This is a genomic window from Streptomyces ziwulingensis (genome assembly GCF_039542605.1).
GTDB classification, from domain to species: domain Bacteria; phylum Actinomycetota; class Actinomycetes; order Streptomycetales; family Streptomycetaceae; genus Streptomyces; species Streptomyces ziwulingensis.
The window spans coordinates 134,489-156,379 of the sequence record NZ_BAABIG010000052.1 but is presented as its reverse complement, the minus strand read 5'-3'; the positions used below and the strand labels follow the sequence as shown (position 1 = coordinate 156,379).

16 protein-coding genes are annotated in these 21,891 nt (G+C 72.6%); 6 read left to right on the top strand and 10 right to left on the bottom strand.

Annotated elements, in window-relative coordinates; all coding sequences use genetic code 11:
• Positions 1-2 precede the first annotated feature (2 nt).
• Positions 3-902, bottom strand: coding sequence for a glycosyltransferase family 2 protein (locus tag ABEB00_RS23925; RefSeq protein WP_345622164.1), 900 nt, complete (start codon positions 900-902; stop codon positions 3-5).
• Positions 899-2,938, bottom strand: a complete 2,040-nt coding sequence (locus ABEB00_RS23920) for an O-antigen ligase family protein (protein ID WP_345622163.1) — start codon at positions 2,936-2,938, stop codon at positions 899-901. Before ABEB00_RS23920 ends, ABEB00_RS23925 begins: the two co-directional genes overlap by 4 nt.
• Before the next feature lie 74 nt (positions 2,939-3,012).
• Here ABEB00_RS23920 and ABEB00_RS23915 point away from each other — a divergent pair, with 74 nt between their 5' ends.
• Positions 3,013-3,675, top strand: a complete 663-nt coding sequence (locus ABEB00_RS23915) for a hypothetical protein (RefSeq protein WP_345622162.1) — start codon at positions 3,013-3,015, stop codon at positions 3,673-3,675.
• A gap of 29 nt (positions 3,676-3,704) precedes the next feature.
• Here ABEB00_RS23915 and ABEB00_RS23910 read toward each other — a convergent pair whose 3' ends face one another.
• The 8 genes from ABEB00_RS23910 to ABEB00_RS23875 form a co-directional block, all read right to left on the bottom strand.
• The gene (locus tag ABEB00_RS23910; protein WP_345622161.1) at positions 3,705-4,751 is read right to left on the bottom strand and encodes a glycosyltransferase family 2 protein; all 1,047 of its coding nucleotides are present in this window, start codon (positions 4,749-4,751) and stop codon (positions 3,705-3,707) included.
• Positions 4,752-4,824: 73 nt separating this feature from the next.
• Positions 4,825-8,385 carry a DUF4082 domain-containing protein gene (locus tag ABEB00_RS23905; RefSeq protein WP_345622160.1) on the bottom strand — a complete coding sequence of 1,187 codons (3,561 nt, stop codon included), beginning with the start codon at positions 8,383-8,385 and terminating at the stop codon, positions 4,825-4,827.
• A 108-nt stretch (positions 8,386-8,493) separates the two neighbouring features.
• Entirely contained in the window at positions 8,494-9,612 is a 1,119-nt protein-coding gene (locus ABEB00_RS23900) for a DegT/DnrJ/EryC1/StrS family aminotransferase (RefSeq protein ID WP_345622158.1), read from the bottom strand.
• 47 nt (positions 9,613-9,659) lie between these two features.
• Complete coding sequence (locus tag ABEB00_RS23895; RefSeq protein ID WP_345622157.1) at positions 9,660-10,397, bottom strand: acetyltransferase; 738 nt, start codon at positions 10,395-10,397, stop codon at positions 9,660-9,662.
• A complete protein-coding gene (locus ABEB00_RS23890; RefSeq protein ID WP_345622156.1) occupies positions 10,394-11,605 on the bottom strand; it encodes a DegT/DnrJ/EryC1/StrS family aminotransferase in 1,212 nt (403 codons plus the stop codon). Before ABEB00_RS23890 ends, ABEB00_RS23895 begins: the two co-directional genes overlap by 4 nt.
• Entirely contained in the window at positions 11,602-12,576 is a 975-nt protein-coding gene (locus ABEB00_RS23885) for an SDR family NAD(P)-dependent oxidoreductase (protein WP_345622155.1), read from the bottom strand. The genes ABEB00_RS23890 and ABEB00_RS23885 overlap by 4 nt, the downstream gene beginning before the upstream one ends.
• Before the next feature lie 99 nt (positions 12,577-12,675).
• Complete coding sequence (locus ABEB00_RS23880; protein WP_345622153.1) at positions 12,676-13,725, bottom strand: Gfo/Idh/MocA family protein; 1,050 nt, start codon at positions 13,723-13,725, stop codon at positions 12,676-12,678.
• A 29-nt stretch (positions 13,726-13,754) separates the two neighbouring features.
• Complete coding sequence (locus ABEB00_RS23875; RefSeq protein ID WP_345622152.1) at positions 13,755-15,194, bottom strand: sugar transferase; 1,440 nt, start codon at positions 15,192-15,194, stop codon at positions 13,755-13,757.
• Positions 15,195-15,543: 349 nt separating this feature from the next.
• Between ABEB00_RS23875 and ABEB00_RS23870 the strand changes: the two genes are divergently transcribed.
• The 5 genes from ABEB00_RS23870 to ABEB00_RS23850 all read left to right on the top strand — a co-directional run bounded on the left by ABEB00_RS23870 (position 15,544) and on the right by ABEB00_RS23850 (position 21,749).
• Entirely contained in the window at positions 15,544-16,392 is an 849-nt protein-coding gene (locus ABEB00_RS23870) for a glycosyltransferase family 2 protein (RefSeq protein ID WP_345622151.1), read from the top strand.
• Between the two features lie 26 nt (positions 16,393-16,418).
• Positions 16,419-17,846 carry an MFS transporter gene (locus ABEB00_RS23865; RefSeq protein ID WP_345622149.1) on the top strand — a complete coding sequence of 476 codons (1,428 nt, stop codon included), beginning with the start codon at positions 16,419-16,421 and terminating at the stop codon, positions 17,844-17,846.
• A 118-nt stretch (positions 17,847-17,964) separates the two neighbouring features.
• Positions 17,965-18,987 (top strand): TolB-like translocation protein, encoded by a 1,023-nt coding sequence (locus tag ABEB00_RS23860; RefSeq protein WP_345622148.1) that lies wholly within the window; start codon positions 17,965-17,967, stop codon positions 18,985-18,987.
• Positions 18,988-19,198: 211 nt separating this feature from the next.
• Positions 19,199-20,428: an oxygenase MpaB family protein gene (locus ABEB00_RS23855; protein WP_345622147.1), complete on the top strand. Its 1,230-nt coding sequence runs from the start codon at positions 19,199-19,201 to the stop codon at positions 20,426-20,428.
• A gap of 97 nt (positions 20,429-20,525) precedes the next feature.
• Positions 20,526-21,749, top strand: coding sequence for an oxygenase MpaB family protein (locus tag ABEB00_RS23850; RefSeq protein ID WP_345622146.1), 1,224 nt, complete (start codon positions 20,526-20,528; stop codon positions 21,747-21,749).
• Positions 21,750-21,891: the final 142 nt, after the last annotated feature.

Sequence of the window (21,891 nt, the reverse complement as noted above, 5' to 3'; positions counted from 1 at the left end):
CCTCATGGACCCGGCGTCGCCTTCAGCACGCCCGGCCGCAGCAGGGCCGCCGCCGCCGCCCGGCTGGCCTTCCTGCCGAGAGCGGCCCGGGACGCCTCGCGCAGGAACACGGCCGCTCGGAAGCACACCGTGGCGAGAGCCCCGTGGCGCCGCTCGTACAGCCGCACGCGGTTGACCGTGAGCAAGGTCCACAGCCGGGGCGACACCCGGGAGTCGCCGCCGAGATGCACCGCCCGCGCGGCCGGTTCCAGTCGCGTGGCGTATCCCAGGTCGCCGGCGCGCAGGCAGTACTCGGTCTCCTCGGAGTAGAGGAAGAAGGACTCGTCCCAGGGACCGCAGGCGGCCCGGCAGTCGGCCGAGACGGCCATCAGCGCACCGGTCGCCCAGTCCGCGCGGGTGGGCCGGCGGTACGCGGCCGGGTCGGTGACGATCTCGCTCAGCGACGGGAACCGCCCGGCCCGGCGGTTGCCGATGAGGGCCTCGCCGAGGGCCCGGGTCACGCTCGACTCGCGGCGCAGCGAATGGTGGGGCGTGTCCCGGCCCTCCTCGTACAGCAGGGGTACGGCGATCCCGGTGCCGTCGCCGAGCCGGTCGACCAGGCGTCCGGCGCAGCCCGGCCGCATCCGTACGTCGGGGTTGCAGACGAGGGCGGCGCCGAAGTCACCGGCGGCGGCCAGCGCCGCGTTGATACCGGCGGCGTACCCGGCGTTGCGGCCGGTCCGCACGACGGTGGCGGTGGGCGCCAGCGTACCGAGGACCTCGACGGTGTCGTCGGCGGAGTCGTTGTCGGCGACGACCAGCCGCCAGTCGAGTCCGGCCATGCCGTCCTCCAGCGTGGCGAGGAACCCGGGCAGCACGGCGGCGCTGTTCCAGGTGACGACGATGACGGCGACGGGACTCATCGGGACTCCGCTGGTCGGGGAAGCTTGATCTCTGCGGTCGGGGCGGTCTCCGCGGTCTCCGCGGTTTCGCGGGGCCCGGGGGCGTCGGCGGTGGCCGCCGCGCGCCGGACGAACCCCAGATAGCCGGCGCCCGCTCCGAGCAGCAGGAAGAAGATGCCGGCGAACATCGGGAAGCTGAGCGAGTCGAAGGTGGCGCTGATGACCAGGGCGACCAGCGACGAGGCGAAGAACGCCTGCCCCAGTTCCCGGTCGCTCTCGGTACGGGCCAGCCGCCGCACGGCGCCGCCGTGGTGGATGCCGGTGATGAACAGGGCGAGCAGGGCGACGATCCCGAGCAGCCCCAGTTCGGCCAGGGTCAGCATGTACTGGTTGTCGGTGAAGAAGTACAGGTCCGGGGTGAAGGTGCCGAACCCCCGCCCGAACAACGGGTGTTCTTTCAGGTAGGGCACGATCGCGCTGTACTTGACGGTCCGCGCCTGGGTGCTGCTGTCGGAGTTGGACAGGAACGAGGCGAACAGTTCGGTGATCGTGCCGAGCAGACCCGGGATGAGCACCTTGAACACGGCGACGGAGGCCGTCAGCACGCCGATGGCGGCCCAGCGGCGGGCCGGCTTCCAGCGGGGCACCATCACCAGGGCGACCAGCAGCAGTCCGATGATCGAGGTCCGTGACACCGTCAGGGGCAGCGCGCCGCCGATCAGGATCACCGGTCCCCAGCGGCGCAGCGCGTGCAGGGAGCGGCGGACCGGGTCGAGGGCCTGGTGGATCGCGAAGGGCAGCAGGATGGCCAGCATGCCGCCGAACTCCAGCGGCTGGGCGGTGGTGGACCGGGGGCGGGTGAAGGAGCCGCGGTCCATGACGGAGACCTGGGCGACGCTGGCCCGGAGCCCGGGGATGTGGATCGAGTCGGCGATGTTGGTGGCGGCGGCGAAGTCGTAGAAGCCGATCGCGGCGACCACCGACCCCATGACGACCATCCGGCGCATCAGGACGTCGAGCCGGGCGCGCTCCTGCACTCCCGCGGAGACCAGGACGACCAGCGCCACCCACACCAGGAACCCGATGAGGCCGCGGTCGGCGCCGAGGATCTCCTGGTGGGAGCTGCCGCGCAGGGCGTCGGAGAGGTAGGCGGCGAGGACCGCCAGGCCGAGCAGGCACATCACGAGCCGTACCGGCCGGGTGCCCGGCGCGGGCAGGACCCGGCCGCCCAGCCAGGTCGCCAGGTACCACAACAGCCCCAGCAGGGCGAAGACGTTGGCCGGGGTGCCGACGCCGCCCAGGGCGGGCAGGGCGAGGTTGGAGGGGACGAAGAAGGCCAGCACCAGGTAGCCGGTGAGGACGGCGGTGGCGTCGATCCGGCGGCCGAGCGGTCCGGTCCGGGCCCGCTTCGGGGCGCGGGGGCCGCCCGGTCGGGGGAGGGTGTGCCGCCGGCGCACCACCGCGACGCCCTCCATCAGGATCGACAGCAGGAACGCGCTGACGACACCGAGGATGACCACGGCCGCCACGCCCTGGTAGCGGCTCTTCGGCTCCGCCACCGGGGTCTGCGGCAGCACGATGGGCGCGGTCCCCACCAGATAGGCGGGCGGGACCTCGGCGGCCTCCTGGAGGGCGGTGAGCTGCTCGCCGGCGAAGGTGGTCAGGGTGTCGGTCTCCGCGAGCACCTTCGCGCGGTCGGTGCCGGTGACGCTGAGCAGGAGCAGTGGGCTCTCGCTGCCCGGGGCGAAGCCGGCCGTGTAGGCGTCGGTGACCCCGCGGCCGCGCAACTCCGCCGCGGCCTCGCTGGATTCGAGCGTTCTGATCAGGACGTCGGCCGTGACGATGAGCGAACCGCCCGCGTTCGAGAGGGGGTTGCCGAAGGTGGGGGCCAGTTCGGCCACGGCCGAGGAGTCGAGGAGCGCCACCGAGCTCTGCGACTCGTAGGAGACGGGGACGGTCAGGTACAGGTAGGTGCCGCCGAGCAGACTGAGCACGGTGAAGGGCACCATGAAGTACCAACGCCTGCGCAGAATGGCCCATATCTCACCAAGGCTCACGTACTGTCCCCCTCCGTTCGCTGGCACCGCGCGGCGCGCCCTGCCAGTATCGGGAGTGACGGAAGGAACTCGTAATGTCGCCTGGGAACGTCGCCGACGCGCTGCTGCGCCGCTGGTACGTCGTGGTGGTGGCGCTGCTGCTGACGGCCGCCGGCGCCCATCAGGTGGTGCGGCCCGCCCCCGAGTACGTCGGGTCCGCGGTGGTCGTCCTCAAGCCGCCGGTGACGCGCAACCAGCCCAACCAGCTCACCAATCTCCAGCCGCCGCTGGCCGCGCTCTCCTACGCGGTCGTCCAGCAACTGCGGTCGCCCGCCGGGACCGAGGCGCTGCGGGCGGCGGGCGTCCGGGACACCTACCGTCTCGTGCCGCGCAACAGCGGCACCAGCGCGACGCCGCAGTATCTGATCCCGTCCCTCCAGGTGCAGTCGCAGGCGTCCGACGCGCGGGCCGCGGTGACGGCGGTGCGCCGCGTCATCGACGTGTACTCCGCGCATGTGGAGCGGCTCCAGTCGGCACAGGGCGTGCCGGACCGGTCGCGGATCGCTCCCACGGTGCTGACCTCTCCGAGCGCGGCCCTGGTGCGGGGCGACCGGAGCCGTGCGCTGGCGGGCACGGCGCTGCTGGGCGCGGCCGGCGGGGTGCTCGGCGCGCTCTGGCTCGACCGGTGGCTGGTGGGCCGGCGGACGGCCGCCGGGCACGGCCGCCGGCAGCCCGGTCCGGTCGCCGCGGCCCGCTGAGACGCGCACCGGGTGGAACTGTCCGCTCATCAGATACCGCGGCGCTTCCACGATTCCCACCAGAGCCACTCCCGCCCGCGCTCGGCCACGGCCGACCAGACCAGCGGCTGGAGGTACGGCATGGCCTTCGGGCCGATCCGCCTGCGCAGCCGGAGCGCGCGGTACTCGGGCAGCGCCGCGTATCCGGGCAGGCACTGTTCGGCGAAGGCCACGCACTCCTCGACCGGGACGACTCCGGTGCGGCCCCGGTCGTAGGCGCGGTAGGCGCGGCGCAGCGCGAAGCGGGCGAGCCGGGTGTGCACCTGGTCGGCCAGGCGGTCGGCGTCCGGCAGCCGGTCGCCGCACTTGGCCAGCACCGAGTCGAAGGCGATCAGCCGCTGGCGCAGGTCGTCGAGCTGGCCGCCGAAGTCGGTGGTCGACATGTTGTCGCCGTGCACCCGGTAGAAGGCCTGGTCCGCACCGCGTACGTGGCCGACGTCGGCGTGGGCGGCGAGCCGCATCCACATCTCGATGTCGCCGGCGTGCGGCAGGGCCGGGTCGTAGCCGCCGACCGTGCGCTGGAGGCCGGTGCGGACGACGACCTCCGGGGAGGTGATGCAGCCGGTGCCCTCGCGGAACCGTCGCTCCAGCCACCACTGCCCGGGGTAGACCACCGAACCGGTGCCCCGCGTACGGGCCCTGGGCAGCGGTCCGCCGTGCCGGAAGCGCAGGGGGCGGCCGTAGGCGAAGCCCGCCTCGGGGTGGGCGTCGAGGAGGGCGGCCGCCCGGACCAGGGCGCCCGGTACCAGCCGGTCGTCGGCGGAGAGGAGGGCGACGTAGTCGCCGTCGGCCCACTCCAGGAGTCCCTCGTTGTAGGTGGCGATGTGGCCCTTGTTGGTCTCGTGGACCCGGACCTCGATCCGCGGGTCGGCGGCGGCCAGTTCGCGCGCGACCTGTGCGGAGTCGTCGGGTGAGGCGTCGTCGATGACGAGCACCCGGACGTCGACGCCGTCCTGTTCGTCGAGGGCACTGCGCAGGCAGTCGGCGAGGAAGTGGCCGTACTTGTAGCAGGGGATGACAACACTGACGCTGCTCATCGGTGGGAAAGCCAATCCCCGGTGGTGGCCCGCGCCCTGCCGGGCGGGGCCGCCACCGGTGCGTGGGGTCGGGTCAGTTCTTCTTGTGCCGGACGGTCTTGGCGGTCAGGGTCCAGCTCCGGGACGCCACCCGGTGCCGGTGCCGGTCCTTCGCCTCGGCCGTGACCTTGAACCGGGTGCCGTCCGGCAGCGGCGCGGTCAGGTGGACGGTCACCTCGCGGGTGGCCCGGTCGTAGGAGGTGACGGCCTTGACGTGGAGCTTCTTCGCGGCGGCCGCTCCGGGGCCGGGCAGGATGGCCAGGGTCGCCTTGACCGACGAGGGTTCGGCCTTCGCCGGCACGGTCGCCACCAGCGGGCTCGCCGCGTCGGCGGTGTACCGCACCGTGGACGCGGTGGGTTCCGAGGCGGTGGCCGGGGCCAGTGAGGCGCCGGGGTCGTCGGCGGTGAAGACGGGGCCCACCCAGTAGTTCGCGGAGCCGTAGGAGCCGCTGGGGAAGGCCGGGTCGGCGCCGTACTTGTAGAGCCCGTTGTGGTGGGCGGTGGTGTCGGCGGTGCCGGTCAGCGGGTAGGACCGGTGGGCGGCGGCGAAGTAGCCGCCGTTCACCGCGTACCGGCCGTTCGGCGCGTGGTACGAGGCGACGTAGGCGGTGCCGGCGGTGACCGGCACCGGAGTGGCGAAGACCAGGGTCTGCCAGCCGGAGGCCGTCTCGTTGACGAAGGTGCCGCCGGCCAGCAGCGTGCCGTCGTCGGACCAGAGGCTGCCGGTGTGGGTGCCCGTGTTGGCGGCCGCCTTGTAGAAGGTGACGCCGGTGATGAAGCCGTCCGCCGAGGAGGTGAACCGAGTGCCCAGTTCCACGGAGTTGCCGTCGGCGGTCATGTCCGTGACGGCCGGCACGGTGGAGGGGCTCCACAGCGTGCAGGGGCAGGTGACCGCCGGTGGTGTGGAGCTGGTGGTGAAGGACCAGGTCACCGGTTCCGCCATGGTGTTGCCCCAGACGTCGGAGGCCCGGACGGAGGCGGTGTAGGCGGTGTGCGGCGACAGTTCGGTCGAGGGCGTGAAGGTCGCCTTGTCCGCCGCGGGCACGGTCACCGTGCCCGGCACGGTGTTGCCGTCGGGGTCCCGCACGGTGAACGTCAGGCCGTCGGAGTCGACGGCCGCGCTGAACACGGCGGACACCGAGGCCGTGATCGAGGCGCCGGTCGCCCCGGAGGTCGGGGAGGTGGAGGTGACGGTGGGCGGGGTGGTGCCGGCCGTCGAGGTGTCCAGCACCACGTCGACCCAGTAGTTGCTGCCGTCGGACGCGGTGGACGGGAAGGCGCTGGCCGAGGTGTAGCGGAAGACGCCGTTGCCGCCGTCGGTGCCGGACTTCAGGGCGGTCAGCGGGGCCAGGCCGGCGTCGCTGCCGGAGAAGTAACCGGCGTCGTAGGAGTACCCGCCGTGGGGGGCGAAGTAGGAGGCCACGTAGGTGGTGTTGGCCTTGACGGTGACCGGGGTGGCGAAGTTGAGCTGCTGCCAGCCGGAGGCCGTCTCGTTGCTGAAGGTGCCGGTGGCCAGGCGGGTGCCGGAGGCGCTCCACAGGCTGCCGGTGTGGGTGCCGAGGTTGGCCGCTGCCTTGTAGAAGCGCACGCCGGTGATGGAACCGGCTCGGGTGGCCCGGAACTTGACGCCCAGTTCCACCGAGCTGCCGTCGCCCGCGTTGACGGTGCCGGGTACGGCCGAGGCCGGCCAGACGGTGCAGGGGCAGGTCTGGGGGCCGACGGTCAGCGCGATGGTGGTGACGGCGCCGATGTTGACGCTGTCGTCGACCGCGCGGACCTTGAGGGAGGCGGGGCCCGGGGTGGTCGGGGTCCAGGTGTAGCTCCAGGAGGTCAGGCCGGTGGCGGCCTGCCAGGTGGAGCCGCCGTCGGTGGAGATCTCCACCCGGGCCACCGCGCCGCCGCCGGGGTCGGTGGCGGTGCCCTTGACGGTGACCGGTCTCAGTGCCGGGACGGTGGTGCCGGAGGTGGGGGCGGTCACGGTGACGGCCGGACCGGCGGTGTCGGTGGAGGCGGTGGCGGCGACGAGGCCGCTCTGCAAAGTCAGCGGCTGGACACCCATGTCGGCGAGGACGTTGGCGGTCGCCTGCTGCATCCGGGCGTCCTCGGTGACCACGACGTCCTCGGGGTCGTACGTCGGGATGTTGGTCAGTCCCCACGACCACTGCACGGTCCCGGCGCCGAACACCAGGGCCCCGGAGGTCTGGTCGCGGAACTGGACGAGACTGTGGGTGGCGGTGCCGTTGCCGTAGACGTTGCCCCAGTCCGTGCGGAGCTTGCCGTCGTTGATGTCCACGGTGGTCGACGACACGTTGATCGCCCCGGCGGGCCGGGTGCTGTTGTCGATGTCGCTGTCCCACTCGTAGCCGAGGGTTCCGGTCGGGAAGGTGGCGGTCTGGCTCGCGGTCAGACGGGCGATCGAGGTGTTGCGCCAGATGCGGTTCTTGCCGTACGAGCCGGGGACGGTGATGGCGTCGGCCCGGTAGCCGTTCACGGTGAACATGGAGCCGGTGAGGATGTTCGGCGGCTGGTAGTCCTGGCCGTACCGGGTGCTGGCCGGGTCCATCCAGGTGCCGGTCCAGGTGCCGCTGGGGTCGGCGATGCCGTTGTTCTGGGCCATCTTGGTCATCTTGTAGCAGACCAGGGTGCGGTTGTCCGTGCTCGTGCCGTCGATGCTGGGGGTCAGCCGGGTCTGCCAGAAAACCTCGTTGCCGCTGAAGTACGCCTGCCGCACGCCCGCCTTGCGGGCCGCGAGGACGTGGGAGTACTGGCTCTGCGTCCAGTACTCGTCGTGGCCGGAGGAGAGGTACACCTTGTGCTTCTTCAGCAGGGTGCCGCCGTTGACGGAGACGTCCACGCCGGACAGGTAGCTGACGTCGTACCCGTTGCGCTCCAGCCAGGACAGCATCATGAACTCGGAGCCGTAGATGCCGTTGTCGCCGCCGATGTCCAGCGGCCGGTTGTAGCTGACCTCGTAGGCCCGGCCGTCCGGCGCGGGTCCGGCGCCGCCGTAGAGGTCCTGGCCGCCGTAGTCGTTGTACGCCTGCCAGGTCTGGTCGCTGGTCTGCACGACGACGTCGGAGGTGCTGTCGTCGTCGCGGACGACGAACGGGTACGGCATCATGCCGTCGCCGTCGGTCTGCGCGAGGTTGGCGATGTACAGGCCGGAGACGGCGTCGCCGGGCACCGTCCAGGTGACGTTGACCGGCCAGTTCCCGCAGTCGACCAGGCCGGTGCCGCTCTTGGTGCGGCAGGCGGCCGGGCTGGTGGTGTAGTTGGCCGGGTACGTCACCGCCGCCTGGGCGGGGGTCGAGAGCAGCCGTGCGCCGTCGCCGCCGTACCAGCCCAGGCGGTAGATCTCCACGTGGTACGGGACCGGGGACTGGATCTTGAACTGGACGGTGTCACCGGCCTGCACGCTCTCCTTGGTGGAGAAGCCCTTGATGTCACCGTAGGCGTTGGGCGCGAACCAGTCGGACGTCGGGCTGCCCGGCTTGGAGTTCTCGCAGACGATCGGGTTGGAGCCCGTGCCGCACGGATCGGCCGCGGCCTGCGCGGGACCGGGCTGCGGGAGCACCGCCCAGATCAGCGCTGCCACGACGGCGAGGCGGGCGCCCCGGATCCGTCTCCTCCATCGGTTCATGTGTACCTCTCAGCGGTGCTGCGCAGGGCCGGCCCGTGCGGCCGGGGTGAAGCGGTGGGACCGTCAGCCGGCGAGCGCGTGGACGAGTGCGTCCACGACCCGCCGCTGCTGGTCGGGGGTGATCTGCGGGTAGAGCGGCAGGGACAGCATCCGGTCCGCGGCCCTCTCGGCGTGCGGGAAGTCGCCCCGGGCGTGGCCGAGGTGGCGGTAGGCGGGCGTGAGGTGGACCGGGGTGGGGTAGTGCACCCCGGCGCCGATGCCCTCGGCGTTGAGCTTGCCGACCACGTCGTCGCGGTCCGCGCCGGTGATCTGGACGACGTACAGGTGCCATACGTGGACGTTGCCCGGTGCCGTCACCGGCAGGACGGCCCGGTCCGCCTCGGCGAGGTGGGCGAGCAGCGCGTCGTAGCGGGCGGCGGCCGCGCGGCGGGCCGTGTTGGCCGCTGCCAGCCGGGCCAGTTTCGCCCGCAGCACGACGGCCTGGAGACCGTCGAGGCGGCTGTTGAACCCGGGGACGTCGTGGCGGTACTTGGCGACGCCGCCGTGGTTGGCGACGGCCCGCACCCGGGCGGCGAGTTCCTCGTCGTCGGTCAGGACGGCGCCCGCGTCGCCGTAGGCGCCGAGGTTCTTGCCCGGGTAGAAGCTGGTCGCCGCGATGTGACCGCTGCCCGGCGGGCGGCCGTCGCGGGTCGCGCCCTGGCACTGCGCCGCGTCCTCGACGATCCGGACGTGCCCGGGCAGGTGGCCGGCGAGCGCGGTGACGTCGGCCATCTGTCCGTACAGGTGGACGGGGAGGACGGCGCGGGTGGCCGGGCCGACCGCCGCGAGGGCCGCCTCGGGGTCCAGGAGGTGGCTGCCGGGCAGGCAGTCCGCGAGGACCGGACGGGCGGCGATCCTGGCCACCGCGCCGGCCGTGGCGATGAAGGTGTTGGCGGGCAGCACGACCTCGTCGCCCGGCCCCACTCCGACGGCGCGCAGGGCGAGTTCGACGGCGTCGGTGCCGTTGGCGACGCCGACGCAGTGCGCGACGCCGCCGAAGCCGGCGTACTCGCGCTCGAAGAGGCGGACCTCCTCGCCGCCGACGAACGCGGTGTCGGCCAGGATCCGTTCGAAGCCGGCGCGTACCTCGTCGGCGACCTCCTCGTGGGCCGCCTTGAGGTCCACCAGCGGAATCCGGTTCATCTGACAGGTCCCCCCGTTGTTCGCGTGTCTTACGTGTCGTGCGTGTCTTACGTGTCGTGCGGGTCGTGCGGGTCGTGCGGGTCGTGCGTGTGGTGCGGGTCGTGCGTGTGGTGCGGGTCCGGTGTGCCGAGTTCGGCGAGCGCGGGCGGGGCCGCCGCGCGCAGCCGGCGGGCCGGGTTCCCCACCCAGATCTCGCCCGGCGGCACCTCGGTGAGCACGTTGCTGCCCATGCCGATCTGCGACCAGGCGCCGACCGTCGTCCCTTCCCTGACCAGGGCCCCGGACCCCACGTAGGCGCCGCGCTCCAGCCGGGCGCCGCCGCCCAGGCGGACACCGGAGGCGAGGGTGGCGAAGTCCTCGACCACGTCGTCGTGGGTGAGCACGGTCTGCGGCATCACCGCGACATGCGCGCCCACCCGCACCGCGGCGGTCAGCACGCAGTGCGCGAGGAGGACCGAGCCCGGCCCGAGCGTCGAGCCGGCGGAGCGGGCCGCCGCCGGATGGACGACGGTGGCGTAGCGCTCCTCGGGCAGGTCGAGCCGGCGGACCAGCCGGGCCCGGGCGGCGTAGTCGCGGGGGTTGCCCACACAGACCACCACCCGGGCCTCGGGCAGGTCGTGGACGAGGTCCGAGGCGCCGAGGACGGGGGTGCCGTCCACCTCGGTGCCGTGCAGGGCCGGGTTGTCGTCCAGGTGTCCGAGCAGCTTGAACCCGCCCGTGGCGAGTGCCGCCTGGGCGGTCTCCCGGGCGAATCCCCCCGCGCCGACGATCACCAGTGCGGTCATCCGCCCGCCTGCTCGCGCAGCGCCGCCACGACCCGGTCCTGCTGGATCTCGGTCATGGTGTGGAACAGCGGCAGGATCAGTGAGTCGCGGCTGATCCGCTCGGTGACCGGCAGCGGCCCGCCCGGGTGGTCGGCGTAGGCCGGTTCGAGGTGCGCGGCCATGATGCCGCGCCGGGCGGAGACACCGGCGTCGGCGAGCGCGCCGAGCAGGGCGTCCCGGCCGCCGGGGAAGTCCTCGTCGAGGAGGACCCAGTAGGACTGGAAGTTGCTCTGCCCGTGCCCGGGGTCGCGTACCGGGGTGAGGCCGGGCACGTCGCGCAGCGCCTCGTCGTAGCGGGCGGCCAGTTCCCGGCGGCGGGCGATCATCGTGTCGAGCCTGCCGAGCTGGACCAGGCCGACCGCGGCCTGGATGTCGGTCATCCGGTAGTTGAAGCCGACCTCCAGGTAGCTCTCCAGGAGGGGCCGGTCGCTGGCGTGGCGCTGGGCCGCCGACGCGTTCATCCCGTGCTCGCGCAGCCGGCGCAGCCGGGCCGCCCACTCGGCGTCGTCGGTGGTGATCATGCCGCCCTCGCCGGTGGTGACGAGCTTGCGGGGGTGGAAGGACCAGGCGGCGAGCAGCGCGCCGTGGCCGACGGGCTTGCCGCCGACGGTGGAGCCGATGGCGCAGGCCGCGTCCTCCACCAGAGGCAGGCCCCAGTCGGCGCAGGCGGCCCGCAGCGCGTGCACGTCGGCCGGTACGCCGCCCTGGTGGACGGCGAGGACGGCCTTGGTGCGGGGTGTGCGGACCGCGTCCACGGTCGCCGTGGTGAGGTTGCCGGTGGCGAGGTCGACGTCGGCGAAGACGGGCTCCGCGCCGGCGTACCGCACGGCGTTGGCGGTGGCGATGAACGACAGTGAGGGCACCACCACCTCGTCGCCGGGCCCGATGCCGAGCACGACGAGCGACAGGTGCAGGGCGGTGGTGCAGGAGCTGACCGCGACGGCGTGCTCGGCGCCCGTCCGCTCGGCGAAGGCCCGCTCGAAGGCGGCGACCCGAGGCCCCTGGGCGACCCATCCGGACAGTACGGCGTCGGAGGCCGCGCGGGCCTCCTCCTCGCCGAGCCAGGGGATCATCACCGGGATGCGGTCGGCGGTGGGGTCCGCGGGGCGGCCGGCGGGGGAATCGGAGCCGCGGTCGGTGGTGTGCCCGGTGGCGTGGTCGGTGCTCACTTGGCCGCCTCGCGCTCGGCACGCCACCACTGGACCAGGTCGCGCAGTCCGGTGCGCAGGTCGATCCCGGCCGTGAACCCGAGGCGCTCGGCGGCCCGTGAGGTGTCCGCGAGCCGCCGGGTCACACCGTTGACCGCGCGGGCCGGTCCGTGCTCCGGCTCCAGGCCCTGGGCGCCCATCGCCTCCAGCAGGCCCTCGGCCAGCTCCTTCAGGGAGGTCTCGGTACCGCTGGCGACGTTGAACACCTCGTCGGTGAGGTCCGACTCGACGGCCAGGATGTTGGCTCTGGCGATGTCGCGGACGTCGACGAAGTCCATGGTCTGGGTGCCGTCGCCGAGGATCAGCGGCGGTTCGCCCGCCTCGATCCGTTCCATCCAGCGGATGAGCACCTCGGTGTAGAGGCCGTGGATGTCCATCCGGGGGCCGTAGACGTTGAAGTAGCGCAGTGCCACGTAGTCCAGGCCGTACATGGCGTGGAAGCTGCGCAGCACGCCTTCGTTGAACGCCTTGGCCGCGCCGTAGAAGGTGTCGTTGTGGTACGGGTGGTGGTGTTCGGTGGTGGGGAAGGTCTCGGCCATGCCGTAGACGGAGGCCGAGGAGGAGGCGACGACTTTGGAGACGCCGGCCTCGGCCGCCGCCTCCAGGACGTTGAAGGTGCCGTCGACCAGGACCTCGTTGGCGAGCCGGGGTTCCTCCGCGCACTGGGTGATGCGGATCGCGGCGAGGTGGAACACCAGGTCGGCGCCCTCGGTGACCTTCCGCACGGTGGCGGCGTCCCGGATGTCGCCCTCGACGATCTCCACGACGCCGCCGGGCAGGGCCTGGGCGAGATTGGCCCGCCGGCCGCGCACGAAGTTGTCCAGCACCACGATCTCGCGGGCGCCGCCCTCCGCCAGGCGGTCGACGAGGTGCGAGCCGATGGTGCCCGCTCCCCCGGTGACCAGGATCTTCTTGCCTCGTACGGTGCTCAACTGCGGTGCCCTCTCCCTGTGATCCCGGTGGTCCGGTGGTCCCGGTGGTCCGGTGGTCCGGTGGTCCCGGTGGTCCGGTGGTCCCGGTGGTAAAAAACGTCAGCGCCCGGCGCGCAGGCCGACGACCGCGCCCTTGAACTCCAGGCTGCGGGAGGCCGCCTCCAGGATGTCCAGCACCCGCAGGCCGGCTTGGCCGTCGGTCAGCGGGGCCCGGCGTTCGGCGATGGCGTCGGCGAACTCCTCGACCATGGAGCGCAGCGCCTCCTTCTCGCCGAGGGCGGGCGCGACCATGTCGCCGGAGCGGTACGAGACGAGCATGTCGCGGCGCTGGTCGGCGCCGATCTCCTGGGGCGAGGCGAGTTCCACGCCGCGGTCGTAGACCGCCACCCGCTGCAGGGGGTTGAGGTCGTCCCAGACCAGGGTGCGTTTGGCGCCGCCGACCATGGTGGTGCGGACCTTGGTCGGCGAGAGCCAGTTGACGTGCACGTGCGCGATGGCGCCCGTGTTGAGCTGGAGCGTCAGATAGGCGACACATGCCTGTCCGGCGCCGATCGGGTCGGCGCCGTGGGCGGCGACGGCGACCGGCTCGACGTGGTCGGGGAGGATGAAGTCGAGGATCGACAGGTCGTGCGGGGCGAGGTCCCACAGGACGTCGATGTCCTTCTGGACCAGCCCGAGGTTGATCCGGACCGAGTCGACGAAGTGGACCTCGCCCAGTTCGCCGGAGCGGACCGCCTCGCGGATCCGGCCCACGGCGGGCGTGTAGCAGTAGGTGTGGTCGCACATCAGGGTCAGGCCGCGTTCCCGCGCCTCGGTGACCAGGCGCATGCCGTCGGCGTAGGTCGCCGCGAGCGGCTTCTCCACGAGGACGTGCTTGCCGGCGCGCAGTGCGGCCAGGGCGATGTCGAGGTGGGTCCCGGCGGGTGTGGCGACGGCGACGGCGGTCACCTCGGGGTCGGCGAGGACGGCCGCGTAGTCCGAGGTGGCCCGGACGGTCGAGTAGCCGCCGAGGACCCGCCGGGCCCGCTCCACGTCGAGGTCGCACAGCCAGTGCAGCCGGAAGCGCTCGCCGGCCTGGAAGTTGCGCACGAGGTTGGGGCCCCAGTAGCCGGCACCGACGACGGCGACCCCCAACGGCTGCGGTGTCACTGTTCCGGTTCTCCTCTTTCCTCGGTCCATCAGTAGGCCCCCGTTCCGCGCACCACCGCTGACCCGGTGCGCAGCAGGATCGACAGGTCGAGGCTGGTCGACCAGTTGTCCACGTATCCGAGATCGAGCCGGACGGCCTCGTCCCAGGGCAGGTCGGATCGGCCGCTGACCTGCCACAACCCGGTGAGTCCGGGTTTCACGAGCAGCCGGCGCTTGATGTCCGGCGAGTACTCCTCGACCTCCTCGGGCAGCGGCGGGCGGGGGCCGACCAGCGACATGTGTCCCCGCACCACGTTGAGGAGCTGCGGGAGTTCGTCGAGGGAGCTGCGGCGCAGGACCGAGCCGACGCGGGTGATGCGCGGATCCTTCTTCACCTTGAACAGCAGGCCGTCGCTGTTCTGGTTGAGCGGCGCCAGCTCCGCCCGCAGGGCCTCCGAATCCGGCCGCATCGTGCGGAACTTGAGCATGGTGAAGTGGTCGCCGTAGCGGCCCACGCGTGGCTGGCGGAAGAGGGCCGGACCGGTGCTGTCCAGCCGGACGACGAGGGCGACGAGCAGCATGGGAAGTGCCAGCAGCAGCAGGAGCACGGCGGCGAAGGAACGGTCGAGGAGTTCCTTGGGCAGCCGGGCGGCCCGCGAGAGGTTGGGCGCCTGTACCCGCACCAGCGGTACACCGCCCGCGGGCCGGACCGCGAGCCGCGCCGCGCAGACGTCGAAGAGCACCGGCGCCAGCAGGAAGTCGACACCCTGCGCGGCCGCCGTCCAGGACATCCGGCGCAGCGCCGAGGCGTCCAGTTCGGGCGCGGGGAACACCACCACGGTGCCGATGCCCAGGGCCCCGACCACGTCGTTCATGTCCCCGACGCCGCCGAGCACGGGCAGCCCCGCCTGACGTATCAGCGTGGCGTTCTCCGGATCGGTCAGGCACACCCCGGTGACCTGTAACTCCTGGGCACCGCCGCGCCGTACCACGGCGACCAGTTCCAGGACGTCGCGCGCCGGTCCCACCAGGAGAGTCGAGCTGCGGCCCTGGCCCCGCGCCCATCGTCGGTGCAGTCGGCGGCGCAGCGCGCAGCGGACCGCCAGGCCCATCGCGACCACCGGTAACGCGGCCATGGTCATGTCGTGAAGAAGGGCCGCGTCGCGGGTGAACAGCAGGTGAGCGACGGCGGCCAGAGCCGGCAGCGCCACGGCGCCGCGCAGCACCCGCCGGTACTCCTCGGTCCCCAGGCCCAGCGCTCCGCGGTCATAGGAACGATGGACCAGCATGATCACTATCCAGGTCGGCGGCAGCACCAGGGCGACCGCCCACCGGCCGTACGCTCCGTGGATCAACAGGGCCGCGACGACGGCCACGAGGCCGTCCGCGACCAGCAGAACCGTCCGGTACTTCCGGTCCCAGGGTCTTCGGCGTCGTTCCGGACGCCTGCGTTCCACATCAATCGGCTCGTGCGTGACCTCAATGGTCATGGCCCCCCACCACACGCGCAGCTACCTCCGCCCGCGAGAGCGCGGGTGACCGTACGGTCACCCGGCCGCGGCCGGAGCCGGGTCGACGCCGACGTGTCTCCTCCACACAGCGGCACCGACATATGAGAAAGCTGTCAGCGGTTCCCCAACCGCCTTACTGCGTCTGCATGTTGCTCACTTCTCACTTGCCGACCGGTGATCCGGGTCGCGCCTTGGCATGCCATCGGCGACACGTTCCCCTCCCTCGTCACCGGGTCGGCGGACGTCAATCTAGACCATTGACCGCAGTCGCGGGAACAGTTGGACGAAACACACCTCACAAGGGTGACGCCGACGGCATACTGCCCAGGTGACGAGCATCGTGATCCCGGCGCACAACGAGGCGCGCGTCATCGGCCGGCTCCTCGATTCGCTACTGGCCGACCCCGCCGAGGACGACACCGACATCGTGGTCGTGTGCAATGGCTGCACCGACGACACCGCGCGGATCGCCGCCCGACGCGGCCCGGGTGTACGGGTCGTGGAGATTCCCGTGCCCTCCAAACACGCCGCCCTGCGGGCCGGCGACGACCACGCCGCCGGCTTCCCCCGGCTCTATGTGGACGCCGACGTGGTGATCACGGGGGCCGGCGTGCGCGCCCTGTGCGCGCCCCTGGCCGACGACACCTCCGGCATCCTCGCCACCGCCCCCGAGCGGCTGATCCCGCTGGCCGGCTGCGCCTGGCGGGTGCGGGCGTACTACCGGGTGTGGCAGCGCCTGCCCGCCGTCCGGGAGGGGCTGTTCGGCCGGGGCGTCATCGCGGTCTCCAAGGCCGGCCACGCCCGTATCGCCGCGCTGCCGCCGCTGATGGCGGACGACCTGGCCGCGTCCCTGGCGTTCGCCCCGCGGGAGCGGCTGGTGGTCGGCGCCGCCGAGGTCGTGGTGCGACCACCGCGCACCTGGCGGGACTTGATCAGACGGCGGGTCCGGGCCGCGGTCTCCACCGCCCAGGTCGAACAGCGGCAGGCTCCGCAGGACGCCTCGGCGCGCACCAGTGTCGCCGATCTGAGGGGCGTGCTCCGTGCGGAGCCGACACTCCTCGCGGGCGTGGCCGTCTTCGTCGCCGCCGCGGTCGTCGCCCGCCGCCGGGCCGACAGGGCCATCCGGGCCCGGGACTTCGACACCTGGCTGCGGGACGACAGCAGCCGGCAGAACTGAGCCCACCGCTCCTGGAGTTCGCGTACATGTACCTCACCGACCGCTCAGCGGCACCGGCGGCGGACGCCGGGCCGGGCCGAAGACGCGGCCCGCGGCCCGGGGTCGCGCCGGTCGTGCTCGTCCTCGGCACGGTCAGCCTGATCACCGACATCTCCTCGGAGATGGTCACCGCGGTCCTCCCGCTCTACCTGGTGACCACGCTCGGCTTCAGCCCGCTGGCGTTCGGCACCCTCGACGGCGTCTACAACGGCGTCAGCGCGCTGGTCCAGCTCACCGGCGGCCATCTCGCCGACCGGGTGCGCAACCACAAGCTGCTCGCGGGCCTCGGCTACGGGCTGTCCGCGCTGTGCAAACCGCTGCTCCTGTTCGCCGGCGGCATCGGCACGCTCGGCACGGTCCTGGCGCTGGAGCGGACCGGCAAGGGCCTGCGCACCGCCCCGCGCGACGCGCTGATCTCCCTGTCCACGCCGGCCGCGCACCAGGGCCGGGCCTTCGGTGTGCACCGGGCGATGGACACGACCGGCGCGATGCTCGGCCCGCTGGCCGCGTTCCTCATCCTCGGCGCGGCCGCCGACGGCTACGACGCGGTGTTCGGCGTGAGCGCGTGCGTCGCCGTGCTCGGCGTGATCGTACTGGTGCTGTTCGTGCCCGGACGGCGGCGGGGGCCCGCGACGGGCGTCTCAGCCGGGACGGGCGTCTCGGCCGGGGCGGACACTTCGGCGGGGACGGGCGTCTCGGCCGGGGCCGACACCGCGGCCGGGACGGGTGCCTCCGCCGGGGCCGGCACCTCCGCCGGGACGGGCATCTCGGCCAGGACGGACACCTCGGCCGGGACGGGCGCGAACGGTGCCGGGACGCCGCCGGTCCGGGTGCGCGAGGCACTCGCCCTGCTGCGGCTGCCGCGGCTGCGGGCCCTCGTCTGCTGTGCCGCGCTGCTCGGTCTGACCACCGTCAGCGACGCGTTCGTCCATCTGCTCCTGCAGCGCCGGGCGGGCATCGCCGAGGAGTGGTTCCCGCTGCTGCCGCTGGGCACCGCCGCGGTCTTCCTGCTGCTGGCCGTGCCCCTGGGCGCGCTGGCCGACCGGGTCGGCCGGCGCGTCGTCTTCCTCGCCGGGCACCTGGGCCTGCTCCTCGCCTACGCGCTTCTGCTGTGGGCCCCGGCCACCCCGCTGCTCGTCCCGCTGGTCCTCGCCCTGCACGGCACGTTCTACGCGGCCACCGACGGGGTGCTTCCGGCCGCGCTGGCCGGTATCGTGCCCGAGCACCTGCGCGCCAGCGGCCTCGCCCTCGTCGGCACCGGCCAGGCCCTGGCCAGGTTCTGCTGCTCGCTGGGGTTCGGTGCCGCCTGGACCATGTGGGGGGACGGCCCGGCGCTGGCCGGTTCGGCGGTCGGCCTGCTGTGCTGCGCGGCCGTCGCCGCCCTGCTGCTGCGCCCGAACCGCCGGCTCCGATGACCGGCACCGCGGCCGCGACCGTTGCCGTCGCCGTCGCTGTCGCCGTCGCCGTCGGGGGGGCGACCGCCCCCCGGCACCCGATCCGAGAAGCGTCTTTCGACAAGTGACAGGGACCCCCATGACCTCGCTACGCCGCCGCCTGTTCCTCCTCGTCGCGGCGGTCCTGGTGCTCGCGGGCGCGGCGACCGGCATGGTGCTGCACGCCGCCGACCGCGCGGACCGCGCCGACCGGCCCCGGGCGGGCGACCCCACCGTGCGCGGAGGTGTGGTGACACTGCGGCAGCCGGACCGGCTGGCGTTCGTCAACGGCGCCGCCGGCCCGCATCGCACGGCGGTCGCCACGGTGCCGGCCGAGAACCCCGGGGGCGGCCGGACCGCCTCGGAGCTCAAGTGCGTGCGCTTCTACGCGGCGGCCGGCACCGGCGTCTGCCTCCAGTCCGACCCCGGGGTGCTCAAACAGAGCAACCGCGCCCTGCTGCTCGACTCCCGCCTGCGCACCAAGCGCACCTTCGCGCTCGCGGGCACGCCCAGCCGGGCCCGGGTCTCCCCCAGCGGCCGCTTCGCCGCCTGGACCGTCTTCGTCTCCGGCGAGTCCTACGCGTCGACCTTCTTCTCCACCCGGACCTCGATCCTGGACACCCGCACCATGCGGCTGATCCCGAGCCTGGAGACCTTCTCCGTCGTGCGGGACGGCAAGCCCTACCGCGCCGCGGACGTCAACTTCTGGGGTGTCACCTTCGCGGCCGACGACGACACCTTCTACGCCACCCTCAACACCGACGACAAGACCTATCTGGTGCGCGGTTCGGTCTCCGGGCGCTCGGTCACCACCCTGACCGAGAACGTGGAGTGCCCCTCGCTCTCCCCCGACGGAACCCGTGTCGCCTTCAAGAAACGGGTGCTGTCCCGCACCGACCTGTGGCGCGAGTACGTCCTCGATCTGCGCACCCTGCGCGAGACACCGCTCGCCGAACGCCACAGCGTCGACGACCAGGCCACCTGGCTGGACGACGACACCCTCGCCTACGCCCTGCCCACCGACGGCAAGGTCGGCAGCAGCGACCTGTGGAGCGTGCCGGCCGACGGTACGGGCAGCCCGCGGCGGCTGATCGCCGGGGCTTCGTCCCCCGCACCGCTGTAGGACCTGTCCGACAAACCCTGGCCCCCGCCGCACCCGGTGACGGTGACGGTGACGGTGATTCGGTGCGGACTCTGGCGTTCGCGGCTCGATTGTGCTCCCCTGAAGATACAGAGAGCCTCTAGATGTTTCACCGTATCAATGGACGGCCGCACAGTCAGGGGCCGCCGCAACCGCCGGTACCACCAAGGGAGTTCGGAGGGATGTCGGGACAATGGACGGACTCAGCAGGCGCAAGATGTTGTTCGCGGGCGGGACGTTGGGCGCCTTCGGCGCGCTGAGTGTGGCGTCACCGGCCGGGGCGCGGTCCTTGTGGACGTGGGCCCCGAGCGGTTCGGTGGCGGGAGCGGGCGCCGGGCTCGACCCGGAGTGGGTGTGGGACGAGGAGGCCGACCGGCTCGTCGCCGCCGTGCTCGACCGCGGCGGCGTGGCCGAGGTCAACGCGGCACTGCGCGAGTGGACCCGCAACGACCAGCCGCCGCCGGCCGGCCTCCCCGCCGACCTGCGCGACTTCATGGAGCGGGCGCGCCGGCTTCCGGCCTGGGCGGACCGGGGGAAACTGGAGACGGCGGCCGAGTTCAACAAGTCCCGGGGCCTCTACCTCAACCTGCTCAACGGCGTGGGCGGGGGGATGCTGAGCACCGCGATCCCCAGGGAGGCGCGCTCCGTCTACCACTCCAAGGGCGGGGCCGACATGGAGGACCGGGTCGCCAAGACGAGCCTGCTCGGCTTCGCCGTCGGGGCCCTGAACGCCTACCGGCCCGACGGCGACGTCATCGTGCAGGCCGTCAAGACCCGCCTGGTGCACGCGGCCGTACGGCACCTGCTGCCGAAGTCGCCGGGCTGGTCGCGCACCAGCGGCGGCCAGACCGTCCCCATCAGCCAGGCCGACCTGCTCGTCACGTGGCACAGCCTGCCCACCTACACCATGCGCAAGCTGCTTGAGTGGAAGGTGCCGGTCACCCCGGCCGAGTCCGAGGGCTATCTGCACGTGTGGCAGGTGACCGCGCACCTGCTCGGCATCCGGGACGAGTACATCCCGGCCACCTGGGATGCCGCCGACGCCCAGTACCGGCAGGTCCTCGACCCGATTCTCGGCCCCACACCCGAGGGCGTCGAACTGACCGACATCCTGCTGGGCCAGCTCGCCGAACAGACCAGTCCCGGCGGCGTCGACCGTCCGCTCGTCAACGCGCTCGCCCGGTACCTGGTCGGTGACGAGGTCGCCGACTGGGACGGCATCCCGCGCGAGCCGTTCTGGGAGCGGGCGATCGCGACCGCCTGGCCCAAGCTCGTGGCGTTCCGCGAGAAGCTGATCCCGCTCCCGCTCGTGCCGCCGCTCGCCTGGACGATCGACGAGGCGGCCCGGCAGTACATCCTCTTCTACCTCACCAAGGGCCGGGGCACGCGCATCGAGATCCCCGAGACCAACCGCCCCGGCTGAGCGCCGGTGACCGCGGGGAACCACCGCACGGCTCATCCACAGCACAGTCATTCACACCACTGAGGCATCAGCGGAACTCAAGGAGGAGTTCGAAGCGATGGACGAACTCAGCAGGCGCAAAATGCTGTTCACGGGAGGGGCGCTGGGTGCGCTCGGCGTACTGGGAGCGGCGTCGCCGGCCGGCGCCCGGTCCCTGTGGACGTGGGCACCGAGTGGTTCGGTGGCGGGCAAGGGGGCGGGACTCGACCCGGAGTGGGTGTGGGACGAGCAGGCCGACCCGGTGCTCGCCGCCGTCATCGAACGCGGTGACGTGGCCAAGGCCAACGAAGCGCTGCGCAAGTGGACCCGCAACGACCAGCCGCTGCCGGCCGGTCTCCCCGCGGACCTGCGCGACTTCATGGAGGAGGCACGCCGGCTCCCCTCCTGGGCGGATACGCGCAAGCTCGACGCCGCGGCCCGGTTCACCAAGAAGAGGGGCATCTACACCGGCGCCCTGTACGGGCTGGGCAGCGGCCTGATGAGCACCGCCATCCCGCGTGAGGCCCGCGCCGTGTACTACTCCAAGGGCGGCGCGGACATGAAGGACCGCATCGCCAAGACCGCCCGGCTCGGGTACGACGTCGGTGACCTGGACGCCTACCTGCCCCAGGGCGGGATGATCGTGACCGCGGTGAAGACCCGGCTGGTGCACGCCGCCGTGCGGCATCTGCTGCCGCAGTCGCCGGGCTGGTCCCGGACCAGCGGCGGCCAGACGATCCCCATCAGCCAGGCCGACATCATGGTCACCTGGCACAGCCTCTCCACGTTTGTCATGCGCAAGCTAAAAGACTGGAGGGTTCCGATCAACTCCGCCGAGTCGGACGGCTTCCTGCACGTGTGGCAGGTCACCGCGCACATGCTCGGCGTTCCGGACGAGTACATACCGGCCTCCTGGGCCGAGGCCGAAGCGCAGTCCCGGCAGGTCCTCGACCCCGTCCTGGCCTCCACACCCGAGGGGATCGAGCTGACCGACATCCTCCTCGACATCGTCGCCGAACTCGACGCCGGCCTCACCCGGCCCCTGATCAACGCCTTCAGCAGGTACACGCTCGGCGACCGGACCGGTGACCTGATCGGACTGGACCGGGAGCCGTTCTGGCAGCCGCTGATCAGTGCCGCCTGGCCACTGCTGGTGGCGTTCCGCGAGGGCCTCATCCCCCTGCCGCTGGTCCCCGAGGCGGCCTGGACAGTGGAGGAGGCCCTCCGTAAGTTCGTCCTGCTCTTCCTCTCCGAGGGAGAGGGCATCCGCCTGGAGATCCCCGACGCCAACCGTCCCTCCTGAACCGTCCGAGGCACCACCGGCGCGCGGGGGCACGTCGTCACCGGCGTACCTCCGCGCGGCGGCGCACGAGAGATCCGCACACACACCGTGCCGCCCCGCGAGCCTGGGGGTGGGCCTTCCGACCGCGAACCCGAGACAGGAC

Coding starts and splice junctions, on each gene's coding strand:
- ABEB00_RS23875 (WP_345622152.1), bottom strand. CDS start 15,194: ATGACCATTGAGGTCACGCACGAGCCGATTGATGTGGAACGCAGGCGT.
- ABEB00_RS23860 (WP_345622148.1), top strand. CDS start 17,965: ATGACCTCGCTACGCCGCCGCCTGTTCCTCCTCGTCGCGGCGGTCCTG.
- ABEB00_RS23900 (WP_345622158.1), bottom strand. CDS start 9,612: ATGAACCGGATTCCGCTGGTGGACCTCAAGGCGGCCCACGAGGAGGTC.
- ABEB00_RS23855 (WP_345622147.1), top strand. CDS start 19,199: ATGGACGGACTCAGCAGGCGCAAGATGTTGTTCGCGGGCGGGACGTTG.
- ABEB00_RS23910 (WP_345622161.1), bottom strand. CDS start 4,751: ATGAGCAGCGTCAGTGTTGTCATCCCCTGCTACAAGTACGGCCACTTC.
- ABEB00_RS23865 (WP_345622149.1), top strand. CDS start 16,419: ATGTACCTCACCGACCGCTCAGCGGCACCGGCGGCGGACGCCGGGCCG.
- ABEB00_RS23925 (WP_345622164.1), bottom strand. CDS start 902: ATGAGTCCCGTCGCCGTCATCGTCGTCACCTGGAACAGCGCCGCCGTG.
- ABEB00_RS23850 (WP_345622146.1), top strand. CDS start 20,526: ATGGACGAACTCAGCAGGCGCAAAATGCTGTTCACGGGAGGGGCGCTG.
- ABEB00_RS23915 (WP_345622162.1), top strand. CDS start 3,013: ATGTCGCCTGGGAACGTCGCCGACGCGCTGCTGCGCCGCTGGTACGTC.
- ABEB00_RS23895 (WP_345622157.1), bottom strand. CDS start 10,397: ATGACCGCACTGGTGATCGTCGGCGCGGGGGGATTCGCCCGGGAGACC.